We start from the raw sequence: 14,904 nt of genomic DNA, 5'->3' as shown, positions 1-14,904 counted from the left end.
CCATCCCTCCCCTTATAACGGCATATTGCCGTGCTTCTTAGACGGGCGTTCTTCCCGCTTGCTGTACAGCATAGCCAAGGCGTCGATGATGCGGGGACGCGTTTCCTTCGGCTCGATGATGCAGTCTACATAGCCGTGTTCCGCCGCTTTGTACGGCGTGGAAAATTCCGTAATATATTCTTGTTTCTTCTTTTCTTTTTCCGGATCGCGCTTAAAGATGATATTGGCCGCGCCATCCGGACCCATGACGGCGATTTCAGCCGTCGGCCAGGCAAATACCATGTCTGCGCCGAGCTGGCGGCAGCACATGGCGATATACGCGCCGCCGTAGGCCTTGCGCGTAACAACGGTTACCTTCGGCACCGTCGCTTCGCAGTACGCGTAGAGCATCTTCGCACCGTGGCGGATGATGCCGCCGAATTCCTGCGTCGTTCCCGGCAGGAAGCCCGGCACGTCGACGAAGGTGACGAGAGGGATGTTGAAGCTGTCGCAGAAGCGGATGAAGCGGGCCGCCTTATCGGACGCGTTGATGTCCAGGCAGCCGGCCAGGAATTTCGGCTGGTTGGCAATGATGCCGACAGTCTGGCCGTCGAAGCGGGCGAAGCAGGTAATGATATTTAAGGCGTAATTTTCCAATACCTGATAGATTTCGCCGTTGTCGACGCAGGATTTAATGACGTCGAGCATGTCGTAAGGCATGTTGCTGCTGTCGGGGATGACCGAATTCAGGCTTTCGTCCTGACGCTGCGGATCGTCGTTCGTTTCGGCGATAGGCGCTTCCTCCATGTTATTGCTCGGCAGGAAGTCGAGGAGATATTTGATTTTAGCAATGCAGTCGTCTTCGTTTTCGCAGGCAAAGTGAGCTACGCCGGACACGGAATTGTGCGTCATAGCGCCGCCTAATTCTTCAGACGAAACTTCTTCGGCCGTAACCGATTTGATAACTGTCGGGCCTGTAATAAACATATTCGACGTATTTTTAACCATGAAAATGAAATCCGTCAAAGCCGGGCTGTATACGGCGCCGCCGGCACAGGGCCCCATGATGACCGAGATCTGGGGAATGACGCCCGAAGCCGACGTATTGTTCATAAAAATGCGGCCGAAGCCGGACAAGGCGTCTACGCCTTCCTGGATGCGCGCGCCGCCCGAGTCGTTGATGCCGATAATCGGAGCGCCCATCTTCAGGGCCATTTCCTGAACCTGGCAGATTTTATGAGCATGCATCTCGCCGAGAGAACCGCCTTCGACGGTGAAATCTTCGGCATAGGCGAAGACGAGACGGCCGTTTACGGTGCCGTATCCCGTCACGACGCCGTCACCGGGAATGTCTTTTTCCTGCATGTTAAAATTCGTGCAGCGATGGCGGATAAACTGGCTGATTTCCGTAAAGCTGCCTTCGTCGAAGAGCTTGTTCAGCCGTTCCCGCGCCGTCATCTTTCCTTGTGCGTGCTGTTTATCAATGCGTTTTTGACCGCCGCCCATTTCAATGGTTTTCAGTTTTTCATGAAATTGAGCGATTTTTTCTTGAACTGTAGCCATAATGCACCTCCATTGCAACATGTCGCATAGTTTTATAATATACCAAAAACAGCTTAACCATGCCGTTCATCCCATTAATTAGTGCTTATGAGTGCTTATAGGATTATGGAGCTATCTATTTGGTCTTGTAGAAAGTCGTACAAGCCGTCCCGATGCACCAGCCACCGTGAGCCTACACGGAAGGCTTTTAGTTTACCAGAAGCACACAAAGCATAAATTGTTGACAACGGGACACCCAATAGCTCATGGAGTTCCCGTGGCGTAAAGGTGATACGATTCTCCCACACATGGTTAGGGGTGGTAAGAAAAGATTCCTTTGGTAATTTGAGATAACCATTAAGCATTATATCACATTCTCCTTCCTATGAAAATATGACAAGGGAAAATAAAGATAAGCATAAGAACAAATAAAGGTATCTCTATAGATAATCATTAATAATCAACTATAGAGATACCTTATGAATCATTAATTAATAATCATTAATTAGACTATAGAAACTCATAAGAACCGTAATGAACTTATAAGACCATAAGGGCACTTATGAGTACAATAATTATTCATACAATACTATGTTCATGGATGCTGTATGGTTCTTATTGGTACTATATGTAACCTTTTGGCACCTTCTTCAATTAGTGCAACCAACCTAGACGTAGTGTATTAGTGCAACCAACCTATTTCACCTCGTGTCCCTTATGGCTTTAACCATTGCATGTCTATAATCAATATTTGCATATTCTTCCAACACGCTGACTTCCATCCAATGCTCAAGCTGTTCTTCCGTCAGTTCCATGATTTTATCTTCGTCTGCAACATCCATCATTTCCACAAAATGACCAACACCCATTGCTAGGGCATCCAGACGGTCATCATGGGGCAGGGCGTTCTTTTCCCTGCACAAACGGGTCATCTGGTACACAAGGGAATACTCGTACTTCTTTTCCGTAAATACCTTGTAGTCCGCTTCAATTATCGGACGGTTCACGATGAGCTTATGTCGCATCATGACAGGTTCAAGGGTATCAATAATACGAGCTTCCTTTTGGCCTGTGGATTTCACTTCTTCGATACCACAGGGATGAATTTTGTTGAATATCGGTGTCATGACTTTGGTAAACATACCATCCCCAAAGTTGGCTTCGACGATTACTAAGTCCACATCCCAGAATCTAGCACGTGTCGCAAGCTGGGTAAGCGTCAGGTCACTATAACCCTCACTGTATCCGCCGACATCCATCAAGAACAGGTATCCGTTCAGATACTTCAAGACCACGTAGGACGTCTCATCAGTGCCACGCCCACTAGGGTCAATCGCCATGATCGTGGTGTCATATGGCATCGTGTCGGGACTACGGGATAACTCGCTGTAGAAATAATCCCCCTTCATGGCCGTACAGGGAATATCCTTGATGAGGTTTTCACGTGATTTCGCCCAAGACCACTTCACGGACGATTCGTACATATCAAGGTCAGTAACGATGAGGTCAGACACTTTCAGAGGATACTTCTCGGCATCCGAGAGCCGTGTGTTGAGCATAAACTGTAATGCGAACCCAGCCTTGCCATAGGACAACGACCGCTTGAAGATTTCTTCCTCATTGAACCGCAAGGGGTCTGTAGGCTTGCCTTCGAGCGACGGGTCGTCCTTTAGCTTATTCCAGATAAATGGAGCAAGGTTCTGTCCATAGTGGTCTTCCACCTGATGCAACGCTGGGTACACGACAGGCCAGATACGGGTGATGTACCCACGGTCGCCTAAGATGTTATAGAGAGACGATTCCGTCTGTGGTGTCCCAAGGTATATAATGCGTCCATTCGGTTTCAAGATAGCATCAAATTCCTTGACGGCTTCCGACAGTTTTTCTCGCTGCGTCTGTGTCGCACTATTCTTCGGCACCTCTACGTCGTCGGCAATCAGGATGTCAGCACGGGTACCTGTAATCTGCCCTGTGATACCAATAGACTTTACCGACGGGGAAATGTCGGGAATTGCTCCCCCTACGTCAAAAATGTTCTGTGTGTCCAGCTGCTCCTTCGACGCTTTCATATCAGCGAGGAAGGGTATGGTGTGAATAATCTGCTTGATAAAGCGAGCATTGGCATCTGCACGGTCGCCAGAAGCCGACACAATTTCTACCTTTAGCTGCCTATTAAGCCATAAGCACCACACGACAAACGCACAGGTAATGAAGGATTTTGCCACCCCTCGAAAGCCCTCGATGATGATACGGTCGCTGGGTGGGTGTTGCAGATAGTTTGCAATGTCTACCTGTATGGGTGTAGGTGGCGGCAGGGAAATACTTTTCCATACAATATAAAGGAACGCCCAGAAATTCTCCTGAGCGTTCTCAATGTCACGTTTCGTCCATTCTGTTTTTCTTTCTATCATTCGACTAACCTCATCAAGTCAGGGATATTGGAAACGTCCTGCTGAATTTCCGTTACCCCTTCGGTTTCAATGGTAGTTAGGAAGTTGTTATCTTTAAGGAACTGCCGTACCTTAGCAAGGAATGCAGGATTTTTGCGCAATTCTGGGTCTTGAAGACCTTCTAATAGTGCTTGCACCTCTCCCTGAGCTAACTGGTCAAGAAGTTCCTTAGGAAGCTCAAAATTAGCCATTTTACCACCTCTTTCATAAAAACAAAAAGCTCCCGTAGGAATTTACACCTAAAGGGAGCAATACACACAAAAGTCCTACTCCTGACTGGGACTTTTTACAATTTTCACGTCATCCTTATATCTCTTTATGGCTGTATGGGGACTACACCCAAAACGATACGGGAATAAAGGACAACGAACCAAATCACACTTCATTACTTCTTGCGAACTTCCTGCACAGCAATCTAAACATTTTTCACGAATTGCAGACGCATAACTTACTGTGTCTGGGATATACATTAATCGCTTCATTTAATACACCACCCGACCAAGGCCACTCCTGCAAGAGCAGCCCACGTTTTATTCTGCCGTTCTTTGATCATCAGCTCGTGTTCCATTGATTCCATTTCGGTCTGCAATGTCGTTAAGGATTTCTTCAATTCGGTCAAATCGCTCTTTGCTGTCGTCAATGAGGTCTGTGCGTTCGTCAAGGCTTCCTTGCAATTCTCCAACTGAATCCTCAGCTCCGCTAACTTCGATTTGTCCTCGGTCGAGAGCTGCTCCAATCTCGTCAAGTTTTGCTCCAACACTGTCAGCTCCCATTTCAATTCGTTGTACTGTGTCACTGACAGGGTTATCGTCTGGGTGGTCGTGCTGGGAGTAGAGGTATACTCCGCCCCCAATGACAACGACGGCCAGCGGATACTTAACGCGCACAATTACAAAATATGTACGAAAAAAAGAACATCCAGAAACACATGACGAAAGAGAATCCTTAACAGAACTGTACCGAAAAATAGATAAAAAATAGCCTATCTTAATTGATAGGCTTTTCTTTTTATTTATGTTCTGTTATGTCTTTAAGAATATATTGTACAATAGGATATTCTTTTTTTAATGTAATTGGCCCTCTTTTACCTTGTGCGCCACTTTGTACTAAATCAGTAATAATTCGCCCCTGCAATAAAACAGGTTTAGTATGTGTATTATAACTAGGTATGGAAAATTTTTCTGTACCAAAACAATATATAGGAAAGGAATATACATAGCTATTATCTTCTAAAAACATATATACATCGTAAATTCTCATTTTCATTTTTTCATTTATAGGGTGCGTAAACTCGTTAGGTATTTTAGATATTAAGAGGATACATCGGTATGAATTAGGTGATCCTTCAATCGCTTCAAAATTACGTGTATCTACACCGCTATTATAAGGGCAATTATAAGCGATTATATTATACCTTGCGTCTTTTCCTGCTGCTAGTGTTATAATATCATTTATAACTATAGGTGTTTTATATGCATAACTATTTAAAGGGATAGTAACAAAAAGCATAAATAAAGTAATACAATATAAAAATTTACGCATAATAAATAACCTCTTTTTCACATGATGATACTTACATTTTACCGCATGTTTCCTAGCATTGTCTACTGGTTTTATATGCGTTCCTTTCGTACAGATGTTTTATAACAATTAAATAAACGTTTAATCGTCTTTTAGCCACCACACTACCATACCAGTCAAAACGTATAGATGCCCCTAGTCACAAACAGCACCATATTACTCCACTATCGCAAGCCTATAGATACACACATTTTCCCACGTCTCCACGTGTACCATTTATTAAACGCATTAGACACAAGCAGGGCGCTTGATGTACAATAAGCACACAATAAGCGCCACAACAGCCATTACGGCGCTACAATATGCGCATAATGATATATCAAAAGATTATGGCATATGTAGCTTGATGTATCGTATGGTATGCAAAATGTTCGCAATGAGTGACATATGGTCAGCTGGCAGTTAATATGATTCAATGCAGGCACCCCTACGGGGGAACACGCACGAATCCAATTCCATATATACCCACTCACAAATTTTTTAAAATTTTCAACTTAGGATGGTGATAACATGGCAACTAAAAGACGGAACAAAGGTGAAGGCAGCATCACACAACTATCCAATGGAAAATACAAGATGACAATTACCATTGGAAAAGGATTAGATGGTAAACAGAAACGTAAATCCATCACCGCAGCTACGAAAAAGGAACTATTTGATAAAGCAGCTTATGTAAAGGCGCAATATGGGGTGATGACACAAGCAGAAATACAAGCTCAGCTTAGCACCGAAACATATCGTGAGTTCTCAAAAAAGATGGCAGCATTACAAGAAGCTGGTCTGACGGAGAACACAAAGAACACCTACAATAATATAGACGAGAAATACCTATTACCCCGTCTAGGAGACAGCAGGATGAAGGACATAACACCTCACATGTGCGAAACTCTTATCTGTGATTTATTATGGCAAAATAAGCTTTCTGGATCTACTTTACGAGGCATAAAGTCCCGAATGAGCTATATGTTTAAACAAGCAGTAAAACGAGACATACTTGCTGTTAACCCACTAGATAAAACAGACATAACGTTGCCCCCTAAAAATAGGAAGGCACTTATGACCTTGCCTACAGTAGAAAAGATGCAGGAATTGTTGACATATATGAAAGAAAAAAGACCAAACTTATACCCCATGGTGTACACAGCCATCTACACAGGAATGCGTAGAGGTGAGCTGTTAGGGCTTAAATGGCCTTGTGTAGATTTCGATAAAAAGACTATTACGATCAATAATCAAATCACGGATAGAGGGAATAGCGATGCTCCTTTAAAAACAGAAACAAGCTATCGGACAATATATGTCAGCGATAAGCTATTAGCGGTATTGAAAGATGTTCCACACAAATCCCAGTACGTGTTCACCTCACCTGCTACAGGTACACACTATTCTAGGGGTGTCACTACAAATCTAAAAAATATCTTTAGAGAGGTAAATATGCCTGAACACTTCTCCATGCACGACTTGCGCCATTTTCATGCGACACAGCTAATTATGCATAATGCAAATATTAAAGTTGTAAGTCGGCGACTGGGACACAAGGATATTAAAGTGACACTCGACCTATATTTCAACTTCATGCCATCTATGGATGAAGAAGCTAGTCGCATTATGGACACCATCATAGACTAAAATCACCTTTCGCAAACTAAAGGATTTCTAACCTGGGCAATGCAGGTCACTTTAGTTAACTAAAGCTAATCTTAGTGCTTATAAGTGCTTATCGTTAGATTTTCGGGGATTATCAGAATAAGAATGGCTTAATGGAGCGGCTATTTAGCTACATTCTCCGTATTATGGCATAGTTTTATATTTTACCATAGAAACTCGCATTTTAACAGTATAGTACTTATATATTATAATACATTTTCACTCTATATAAAAGGCCGCCTTTTCTCTATGCGCCGGCCTTTTCCGTATGCTGGAATTTTATTTTAATATATACGAAATATACGTCGCGAATCCATTATAAATTAAAGAAAGGGCCCATTATTTTTAATATTTCCCATAGCAATACCAAACTATCTCGTCGGCATGAATAATAACATTTGCTACTTTTCCGCTTTTCCAGTACAATAAGAACAGTTTTTCAAAATGAAAAGAGGAGGAAGCCATGGATTACGATACGAGGGACAAAAAACGATATATACGCGCGTCCCGCTGGGTCAAGCCGGACCCGGACGTTCAGAATCCGACGCGGTACTACGCCGTCAGCAGAGGCCGGCGCATCGGTATCTTTACGGATTTCGCCAAATACGAAAGGGCTACGCAAGGCTTTAAGGGCGCCCGCTCCAAAAGCTTCAAATACTATAAGCAGGCCCGGCGCTGGCTCTATCGGGAACTGTTCGCCAAGCCCGGCGAGTATCCCCTCGAAAGGCGGCAGAAAAAAGAGCTGGCCCGCCGCAGGTCTTTATCCTCTCAAGTCAAGGACTTCATCCGTACCCTCGACGCCAGCCGCATCTACGCCGTCGACGTCGAAATGACCGACCTTTCCTCCGACGGCGAAATTCTGCAGGTTTCCATCATCAACGGCCGGAACGCCGTCATATACAACCAATATTTCAAGCCGGAACACCAAACGGAATGGGACGATACGGTACCCATTCACCACATCACGCCGGAACGCGTACAGGACGCCCCTTCCTTCAGCAGCTACGCCCCGCTGTTCAGCAAGCTGTTTGCCCAGGCCCAGCTTATCGTAGGCTACAATACGATGCAGGACGTGCGCATGCTGCAGCAGGCCGGCGTCGCATTTCCGCCGGCCCTGCCAATACTCGACGCCGGCGAAGCCTATTCCTTCATCCATTCGGAGCATCAGCCCGTGCGCTCCTACGCCAAGCTGAAGGACTGCGCCGCCCACTACGGCTACGGAGAAACCCAGTGGCACGACAGCCTGGCCGACGCGGCGGCGACGCTCTACTGCTTCCAGGCCATGCTGGACGACGAAAACGCCCTGTTCCAGCTGTTCCACGCCAATCCCTAAGGCAGACAAAACGCCCGCTCTTGCTTCTGAAAAGGCAAAAGCGGGCGTATCGTATATCTGTATCAGTCAAGCATGGCTCTTAGAGTTCCGGTTCAATCAAGCCGTATTTGCCGTGTTTCCGTTTGTATACGACGCTGATCGTATCGGTCTTGGAGTTTAGGAATACGAAGAAGTCGTGGCCTACGAGGTTCATCTGCAAAATAGCTTCTTCGACGTCCATCGGGCGGGCGGCAAATTTCTTCGTTCTGGCGATTTCAAAGGTTTCTTCCGGTTCCGCCGGCCCTTCTACCAAGGCGGCGTTGAAGGACGAGCCCTTCATGCGGCGAGCCAATTTCGTTTTATATTTATGGATTTGGCGAACCATCTTGTCGTATACCAAATCGATAGCGGCATACATATCGTCGTTCGCTTCGACGCCGCGGAGGACGACGCCGTCTACTTTCAAGGTAATTTCTGCAATCTTACGGTCTTTTTCAACGGAAAGCATTGCTTGTACGTTTACTTCGTTGTCGAAATATTTCGTCACTTTCTTTTCGCGTTTCAATACATAGTCTTTCAGAGCTTGCGTAATTTCTAAGTTCTTGCCTCTAACAGTTGTTGCCATAAAAATCCCTTCCTTTCCGTCGGGAAGTCCATCAGATACGATATGGCTTTCCTACCTCATGGTTGCTTCCCTTATATATATAATATTCCACAGGGATATAGGAAATCCTTCTTGTGATTTTAATTATTTTGCAGAAAACCTAAGGCCCGCAAGGGACAGAAGCGCTTCAGCCTTTCCGGCTCACGACCCGCAGTCAAATAAAGCCTGAGGCTCCGTGAATTCAAGCATGCCGTCCATCCCGCCTTCGCGGCCAATGCCGCTGTGCTTAAAGCCGCCGAAGGGCGCTGTCACATCGCGCGGCCCGTCGTTGATATAGACGTTGCCCGACCGGATACGCCGCGCCGTCGCGACAGCCTGCTCTTTCGGCCCCCAGACGGCGGCGTTCAGGCCGTACGGCGTGTCGTTGGCAATGGCTGCGGCCTCTTCTTCCGTGTCATACGTAAGGACACAGAGGACGGGGCCGAAGATTTCTTCGCGGGCAATGGTCATGTCGTTCGTCACATCGGTAAAAATCGTCGGATAGACATAATATCCCTTCTCCGGAGCCGGCGGCAATCCGCCTGCCAGCAGGGCCGCACCTTCGTCGATTCCCTTCTGGATATAGGAGCATACCGTCTGGAATTGATGCTCTGACGCGACGGGGCCTACCTTTACGGCCGGGTCGGTTGGATCGCCGACGACGTATTCCGGAAGCAGCTGCAGCAGCAGCCGTTCGACAGTCTCTTTATCGTCTTTCGGGACGACGAGGCGCGACAAGGCCGTGCAGGTCTGCCCCGAATTGAGAAAGATGGAATCGAGGCACATGCGCGCCGCCCCTTCGTAGTCTGCGCCTTTCAAAATAACGCAGGGCGACTTGCCGCCCAACTCCATGCTGATGCGCTTCATCGTCGCCAACGCCCTGCGGGCTACGCCGACGCCGGCTTCCGTCGAGCCCGTAAAGGATATCATGTTAATCAGGGGATGGTCGCACATGGCGTTTCCGATTTGACTGCCCCGGCCGGTTACGAGGTTGAACACGCCTTTGGGGAATCCGGCCTTATGAAAAGCCTCTGTCAGATAATAGGCGGCTAAGGGCGTATGCTGACTCGGCTTCAGCACAACCGTATTGCCTACGAGAATCGCCGGGACGACCTTCTGGATAATCTGCCCCAAGGGATAATTCCACGGCGTAATACAGCCGACGACGCCGACGGGCTCCCGGTATACCGTCGACTGGGGCAGGGTTTCCACCAAGGGAAGGCCAGCCGCCAAGTCGATATACGACTGGGTGCGCACGTATTGGTATCGGACGTGGCTGGCCGCGGCAAAGGACACGGGAGCTCCCAATTCCTTGACAATGCAGTCTGTCAGCTGCGGCTCCATCTCTTTAAAATACGTCAGCATCTTCTTCATGTACTCCATCCGTTCCGATAGAGGCGTCGCCGCCCAGGCCGGAAGGGCCGCTGCCGCAGCCTTCGCCGCTTTGTCTACGTCGGCGTCGTTTCCTTCAGGCACGCAGGCAAATCGCTCTTTATTCGCCGGATTTTCTACATCGATATAAGCTCCCGACGCGCTGGGAGTCCACGCTCCGTCTATGTACAGCATTTTAAAATTCATAAGGTTCACCTCGATTTTCTCTCATACGTATGCCAAAACTGCCGCACGAAGAACAGGATTTCCTTCATGTGGCAGCGCCTCGTTTCGTTTATCGGCAGAAACCATTGCCTCTGCCTATATGGAATATTTGCAAATTATACTTCCGTTTTCCATAACCCGTGGAGGTTGCAGTATGCGTATACGACGCCGGAAGTTCCTTCAAATTCGGCCTTCGGCGCTTCGCCGGGATTCAGATAGCGGATATCGACGGATGCATCCGATACCAGGGCAATCCATTCGATGTAATGCTTTTCTTCCATCGGATGCGTTACCGAGCCGACTTCTACTACCAGGCGGCCGTCTTCCTTCCGTACGGCCGGTACGTGTTTTTCTTTGGCAGCGTCTACAGAATCGGCGACTAAGCGAACCAATTTCTGACCGTCTACGACGATTTCCTGTTCAGCCTGAACGCCTACGACTGCTAAAATGGAATTATCTTTTTCATTGCGGTAAAATTCTACATGTTTCATGGTGAAATCTCCTTCATCTATGCGTAAAATAATTTTAAAATTTCTTTCTATCTAATAATTATTATCTCTTGCTATGGTCTTATTGTATACCATTTCAGTGGAAAAGTCAATAATAAATAACGATTATTTTTTATTATTTTCTAATGAATACAGCATGTTATGGTAAAATAATTACGGAGAAACTTTACTGTATAAAAGCGAAAAATATATAAAGCAACGCCAATATCAGTACCGGCACGCTTCCCTAAAAAAACTCATTTCAATCTGATAAGAATAGAACACGGGATATTTTCATTTCTATTAGGGCTTAGTCACGTTAATTAGAACAGTAGGACACGTCGTATGTCCACTCTTTTTGAAAAAAATAAGGCAACGGCAGATATATGACACCTGTCGTTACCCTAACATTTACTATAAAACCAATTATTTCTGCGCCGTTGCCGGAACAACGCGGACGGCTTTCACGCTTCGACGTCCGTACAGGCCATAGTATAAGAAAAAGCAGACGATGGCGATGACGCCGGCTACGGCGTATAACTGGGGGAACGTAAGCATGCGGTGCAGCATCCCCAAGACGTACGGCCCTACGCCAAGGCCCAGATCCAAGGCGACGAAATACGTCGACAAGGCCACGCTGACGCGGTGAGGCGGCGTCAATTTAATACATACGGCCTGTCCGTTCGACATAAACGTCCCGTATCCCAGCCCGACGAAAACGCCGGCCAGGAGAAGCTGCCATGCCGTACCTGTCGCATACAGCAGAAACAATCCGGCGGCCAGGCAGAGATAGCACGGATAGAGGACGTAATTTTCTCCCTTCCGGTCGAAGATAATGCCCGTCAGCGGCCTCGTCACCGTAATGACGACGGCGTACACGACGAAGAAGAACGTGCCAGCCTGTACGAGGTGAATTTCTCTGGCATAGGAAGCCAAAAACGTCAGTACGCTGGAATAGGCGAAGCCCATGAGGAATCCGATAAAGGAAATCGTCATGACGCGGCGTTCCACGTAATTATCGACAGATATGGCTTTCATATACGCCCGTTCTTCCTCGCTCAGTTCGATTTCGTCTACGTGGAGGAAGACGCAGCCGACGGCACAGGCAATGACTAAGACCGTGCAGAGGCCAATGATAAAGCGGAAGTCCGTAATCAGCATGAGGAACATGCCCAAAAACGGCCCGATAGCCGCGGCCAGGCTGGTGCTCAAGCCGTAATAATTGATGCCTTCGCCCCGTTTATCTGCCGGGATACAGGCGGAAATAATCGTGTTGGTAGCCGTCGAGACAATACCGTAAGCCAAGCCGTTCAGCAGGCGGATGATATACATGACGGTCAAATTCGGAATATAAAAGTATAATAATGTCGTAATCAGGTAAAATAAAATTCCTCCATACAAGGTGCGGCGGCGCGTATACAACTCGATGGCCTTGCCGAACTGCAGGCGCGCCAGCAGCGTGCCGACGATAAAGATGCCCGACGCCAGCCCGGCTTCGCTAAGCGACGCATTCAGCTGATCTTTCGCCACGACGGCGATAATGACCATGAGCAAATAATAAATCAAATACACGACGAAATTAATTCCCGTATCCAACAGGAAATCTTTATTCCATAGCGATTTCTGTTCCATACGTCTACATACAACTCCTTTACTTGAATTCAAGGAGAATTGTACTCCTTCGCGTATGGTTTGTATAACAGAAAAAAACGATGTTTGTCATAAAAAACGGCGATGTCACGACGGCACGTGATACGTCCTCCTCATATAGTCGACGAAGACCTGAATGGCCTCGTACCTGGGATTGCTCCGCTTGTACAGCAAGTAGCAAGGCAAAACGATAGGCGGGTCTACGTCGTACCAGCCGCCAACGACGCCCAGGGCTTTTAAAAAACGTTCCGGCAGCAGCGCGCCGATGCGGTTAGCCTGGCAATAATTCATCATTGCATAGGGCGTAGAAAACCAAGCCTGCGTTTGCAGCGGCAAGGACGTATGAGCCGATAAAAAGTGATTTAAATATTCGTTCATGACGTACTGCGGCGAATATTGGGCCAGAGGCTGCGAAGCGATGAAATCGGCCGTCGCAACCCCTCCGGAAACGACGATATGAGGCGCGTAGTACACGAGGGTTTCCTTACAGAAGCAGACTTGCTCATAGCCGTCGATATCCATAGAAGGCAGGCGAAATAAGGATATAATGTCGAGCTCGTCGTTTCGGAGCTTCTGCAGCAATTCCTGCGCTTCCAAATTATATACCTGAAAGGAGGCCCCGCTGTAGTGCTGCTGAAAATAGGCTAAATGGCGGTTCATATGAATATCGCCCAGCGACAGCATGATGCCGATGGAAAGAGGCTGGGCTCTGCCGTCCATAGAACGCACTTCGTCTAAGCAACCCTCTAATTCGTCCAATATGGGCTCCAGCCGCTGAAATAATAGTTCGCCGGCTTTCGTCAAATGGCTGCCGCGGTTCGACCGGGCGATCAGACGGACGCCGACGACGTCTTCCAGCTTTTTAATCTGCGCGCTGAACGCCGACTGCGTAATGTTGGCAGCGTTGGCCGCAGATGTAAAATTGCCGTATTTTCCATATATAATAAAATTTTTTAATTGCTGCATACTTGGTAATTCAGCCATAACGTCTCCTGTCGTACGTACAGAAAGAGGCATGCCGCGGCATGCCTCTTTCTATGCTACTATATACCTGTTCTTATTCTTCGTCTTCAGCAGCCAATTCTTCAAAAGCCTTGCTGGCCGCTTCAAATTCTTCTTCCGTCGGTTCTACGTAAACGGGTTCGCCGTCTTCTTCGTCGACGCGGGCGATGATAGCTTCCGCTTCGTCTTCGTTTTCGCAGATTTCAAGGAGCAGCGAAAAGATTTTGCCGTCGATTTCGACTGCGTCTACTTCCTGAAAATCTTTTTCTTCACCATCGGGACTGGTAATCGTAATGACCATTACTTCTTCCATTTCTTCTGTCATGTTATCCTCCTTGAGCGTCTAAATAATTTTGTAATATGAGAACAGCCGCCATTTTATCGACGAACTGTTTTCTCTTTTCCCGCCGTACATTGCCTTCCATCAGCACGTGTTCGGCCATGACGGTCGTTAGGCGTTCATCCCAATAGACAAAGTCCATATCTGGCATGACCTTTTTGAGTTCATCTACAAAGTGCTCGATCTTATCAATATTTTCGCTGTAGTCGCCGTTCATATGACGGGGACGGCCTACGACGATGCGGTGTACTTCCTTTTCGGCGACCAGCTCTTTCAGCCGCTGGAAGTCCTTTTTCTTGGAAACGCGCCGTATCGTCTCGACGCCCTGCGCCGTAATGAGCAAGGCGTCGCTGCAGGCTACGCCGATGGTCTTAGAGCCGACGTCTAATCCTAAAATCCGCATGTTCCTCCTATAAGCCGCGATGCTTTACGTACGAACGGACCAGTTCTTCAATGAGTTCGTCCCGTTCGATGCGCCGGATGTTGCTGCGGGCGTTGTTGTGGCTCGTAATATACGTCGGGTCGCCGGACAGCAAATATCCTACGATTTGGTTTACGGGGTTATATCCTTTTTCTTCCAATGCGTGATACACATCTTCTAAAATCATAGAAGCGACAGTCTGTTCTTCGTTTCTATTCCTGACGATCATCGTTTCGTCGCTGATTGCCATAGA

16 protein-coding genes are annotated in these 14,904 nt (G+C 47.2%); 2 read left to right on the top strand and 14 right to left on the bottom strand.

Going from position 1 to position 14,904, the window contains the following annotated elements; genetic code table 11:
* Nucleotides 1-12 precede the first annotated feature (12 nt).
* The 6 genes from mmdA to OCV58_RS00985 all read right to left on the bottom strand — a co-directional run bounded on the left by mmdA (nt 13) and on the right by OCV58_RS00985 (nt 5,513).
* Nucleotides 13-1,542: a methylmalonyl-CoA decarboxylase subunit alpha gene (mmdA, locus tag OCV58_RS01005; RefSeq protein ID WP_154876619.1), complete on the bottom strand. Its 1,530-nt coding sequence runs from the start codon at nt 1,540-1,542 to the stop codon at nt 13-15.
* Between the two features lie 95 nt (nt 1,543-1,637).
* Complete coding sequence (locus tag OCV58_RS12200) at nt 1,638-1,886, bottom strand: helix-turn-helix domain-containing protein (protein WP_107195868.1); 249 nt, start codon at nt 1,884-1,886, stop codon at nt 1,638-1,640.
* A 336-nt stretch (nt 1,887-2,222) separates the two neighbouring features.
* On the bottom strand, nt 2,223-3,932 hold the full coding sequence (terL, locus tag OCV58_RS01000; protein WP_107195867.1) for a phage terminase large subunit: 1,710 nt from the start codon (nt 3,930-3,932) through the stop codon (nt 2,223-2,225).
* Nucleotides 3,929-4,162 (bottom strand): DNA packaging protein, encoded by a 234-nt coding sequence (locus tag OCV58_RS00995; protein ID WP_107195866.1) that lies wholly within the window; start codon nt 4,160-4,162, stop codon nt 3,929-3,931. Before OCV58_RS00995 ends, terL begins: the two co-directional genes overlap by 4 nt.
* Nucleotides 4,163-4,449: 287 nt before the next feature.
* Nucleotides 4,450-4,728, bottom strand: a complete 279-nt coding sequence (locus OCV58_RS00990; RefSeq protein WP_198643472.1) for a hypothetical protein — start codon at nt 4,726-4,728, stop codon at nt 4,450-4,452.
* A 251-nt stretch (nt 4,729-4,979) separates the two neighbouring features.
* On the bottom strand, nt 4,980-5,513 hold the full coding sequence (locus tag OCV58_RS00985; RefSeq protein WP_154876617.1) for a hypothetical protein: 534 nt from the start codon (nt 5,511-5,513) through the stop codon (nt 4,980-4,982).
* A 549-nt stretch (nt 5,514-6,062) separates the two neighbouring features.
* On the opposite strand from OCV58_RS00985, the gene OCV58_RS00980 reads away from it, so the two are divergent.
* Both OCV58_RS00980 and OCV58_RS00975 read left to right on the top strand, forming a co-directional pair.
* Nucleotides 6,063-7,181, top strand: coding sequence for a tyrosine-type recombinase/integrase (locus tag OCV58_RS00980; RefSeq protein ID WP_107195863.1), 1,119 nt, complete (start codon nt 6,063-6,065; stop codon nt 7,179-7,181).
* Between the two features lie 481 nt (nt 7,182-7,662).
* Complete coding sequence (locus OCV58_RS00975; RefSeq protein ID WP_087477155.1) at nt 7,663-8,532, top strand: ribonuclease H1 domain-containing protein; 870 nt, start codon at nt 7,663-7,665, stop codon at nt 8,530-8,532.
* 79 nt (nt 8,533-8,611) lie between these two features.
* Here OCV58_RS00975 and hpf read toward each other — a convergent pair whose 3' ends face one another.
* The 8 genes from hpf to OCV58_RS00935 all read right to left on the bottom strand — a co-directional run bounded on the left by hpf (nt 8,612) and on the right by OCV58_RS00935 (nt 14,901).
* Entirely contained in the window at nt 8,612-9,136 is a 525-nt protein-coding gene (gene hpf / locus OCV58_RS00970) for a ribosome hibernation-promoting factor, HPF/YfiA family (protein WP_087477156.1), read from the bottom strand.
* A 180-nt stretch (nt 9,137-9,316) separates the two neighbouring features.
* Nucleotides 9,317-10,732 (bottom strand): aldehyde dehydrogenase family protein, encoded by a 1,416-nt coding sequence (locus OCV58_RS00965; RefSeq protein WP_154876616.1) that lies wholly within the window; start codon nt 10,730-10,732, stop codon nt 9,317-9,319.
* Nucleotides 10,733-10,866: 134 nt separating this feature from the next.
* Entirely contained in the window at nt 10,867-11,241 is a 375-nt protein-coding gene (locus tag OCV58_RS00960) for a desulfoferrodoxin family protein (RefSeq protein ID WP_154876615.1), read from the bottom strand.
* Between the two features lie 423 nt (nt 11,242-11,664).
* On the bottom strand, nt 11,665-12,870 hold the full coding sequence (locus tag OCV58_RS00955) for an MFS transporter (RefSeq protein ID WP_154876614.1): 1,206 nt from the start codon (nt 12,868-12,870) through the stop codon (nt 11,665-11,667).
* Between the two features lie 105 nt (nt 12,871-12,975).
* The gene (locus OCV58_RS00950) at nt 12,976-13,872 is read right to left on the bottom strand and encodes a LysR family transcriptional regulator (protein ID WP_154876613.1); all 897 of its coding nucleotides are present in this window, start codon (nt 13,870-13,872) and stop codon (nt 12,976-12,978) included.
* A gap of 73 nt (nt 13,873-13,945) precedes the next feature.
* The gene (locus OCV58_RS00945) at nt 13,946-14,215 is read right to left on the bottom strand and encodes a DUF1292 domain-containing protein (protein WP_087477161.1); all 270 of its coding nucleotides are present in this window, start codon (nt 14,213-14,215) and stop codon (nt 13,946-13,948) included.
* Nucleotide 14,216: 1 nt separating this feature from the next.
* Entirely contained in the window at nt 14,217-14,633 is a 417-nt protein-coding gene (gene ruvX, locus OCV58_RS00940) for a Holliday junction resolvase RuvX (protein ID WP_087477162.1), read from the bottom strand.
* A gap of 7 nt (nt 14,634-14,640) precedes the next feature.
* The gene (locus tag OCV58_RS00935; RefSeq protein ID WP_087477163.1) at nt 14,641-14,901 is read right to left on the bottom strand and encodes an IreB family regulatory phosphoprotein; all 261 of its coding nucleotides are present in this window, start codon (nt 14,899-14,901) and stop codon (nt 14,641-14,643) included.
* Between the last annotated feature and the right edge of the window lie 3 nt (nt 14,902-14,904).

It is taken from the genome of Megasphaera stantonii (genome assembly GCF_025567065.1).
Taxonomy (GTDB): domain Bacteria; phylum Bacillota; class Negativicutes; order Veillonellales; family Megasphaeraceae; genus Megasphaera; species Megasphaera stantonii.
The sequence above is the reverse complement of the archived record's forward strand: the minus strand, read 5'-3'. Positions and strand labels throughout refer to the sequence as shown.

Coding starts and splice junctions, on each gene's coding strand:
- mmdA (WP_154876619.1), bottom strand. CDS start 1,542: ATGGCTACAGTTCAAGAAAAAATCGCTCAATTTCATGAAAAACTGAAA.
- OCV58_RS12200 (WP_107195868.1), bottom strand. CDS start 1,886: ATGCTTAATGGTTATCTCAAATTACCAAAGGAATCTTTTCTTACCACC.
- terL (WP_107195867.1), bottom strand. CDS start 3,932: ATGATAGAAAGAAAAACAGAATGGACGAAACGTGACATTGAGAACGCT.
- OCV58_RS00995 (WP_107195866.1), bottom strand. CDS start 4,162: ATGGCTAATTTTGAGCTTCCTAAGGAACTTCTTGACCAGTTAGCTCAG.
- OCV58_RS00985 (WP_154876617.1), bottom strand. CDS start 5,513: ATGCGTAAATTTTTATATTGTATTACTTTATTTATGCTTTTTGTTACT.
- OCV58_RS00980 (WP_107195863.1), top strand. CDS start 6,063: ATGGCAACTAAAAGACGGAACAAAGGTGAAGGCAGCATCACACAACTA.
- OCV58_RS00975 (WP_087477155.1), top strand. CDS start 7,663: ATGGATTACGATACGAGGGACAAAAAACGATATATACGCGCGTCCCGC.
- hpf (WP_087477156.1), bottom strand. CDS start 9,136: ATGGCAACAACTGTTAGAGGCAAGAACTTAGAAATTACGCAAGCTCTG.
- OCV58_RS00965 (WP_154876616.1), bottom strand. CDS start 10,732: ATGAATTTTAAAATGCTGTACATAGACGGAGCGTGGACTCCCAGCGCG.
- OCV58_RS00960 (WP_154876615.1), bottom strand. CDS start 11,241: ATGAAACATGTAGAATTTTACCGCAATGAAAAAGATAATTCCATTTTA.
- OCV58_RS00955 (WP_154876614.1), bottom strand. CDS start 12,870: ATGGAACAGAAATCGCTATGGAATAAAGATTTCCTGTTGGATACGGGA.
- OCV58_RS00950 (WP_154876613.1), bottom strand. CDS start 13,872: ATGGCTGAATTACCAAGTATGCAGCAATTAAAAAATTTTATTATATAT.
- OCV58_RS00945 (WP_087477161.1), bottom strand. CDS start 14,215: ATGACAGAAGAAATGGAAGAAGTAATGGTCATTACGATTACCAGTCCC.
- ruvX (WP_087477162.1), bottom strand. CDS start 14,633: ATGCGGATTTTAGGATTAGACGTCGGCTCTAAGACCATCGGCGTAGCC.
- OCV58_RS00935 (WP_087477163.1), bottom strand. CDS start 14,901: ATGGCAATCAGCGACGAAACGATGATCGTCAGGAATAGAAACGAAGAA.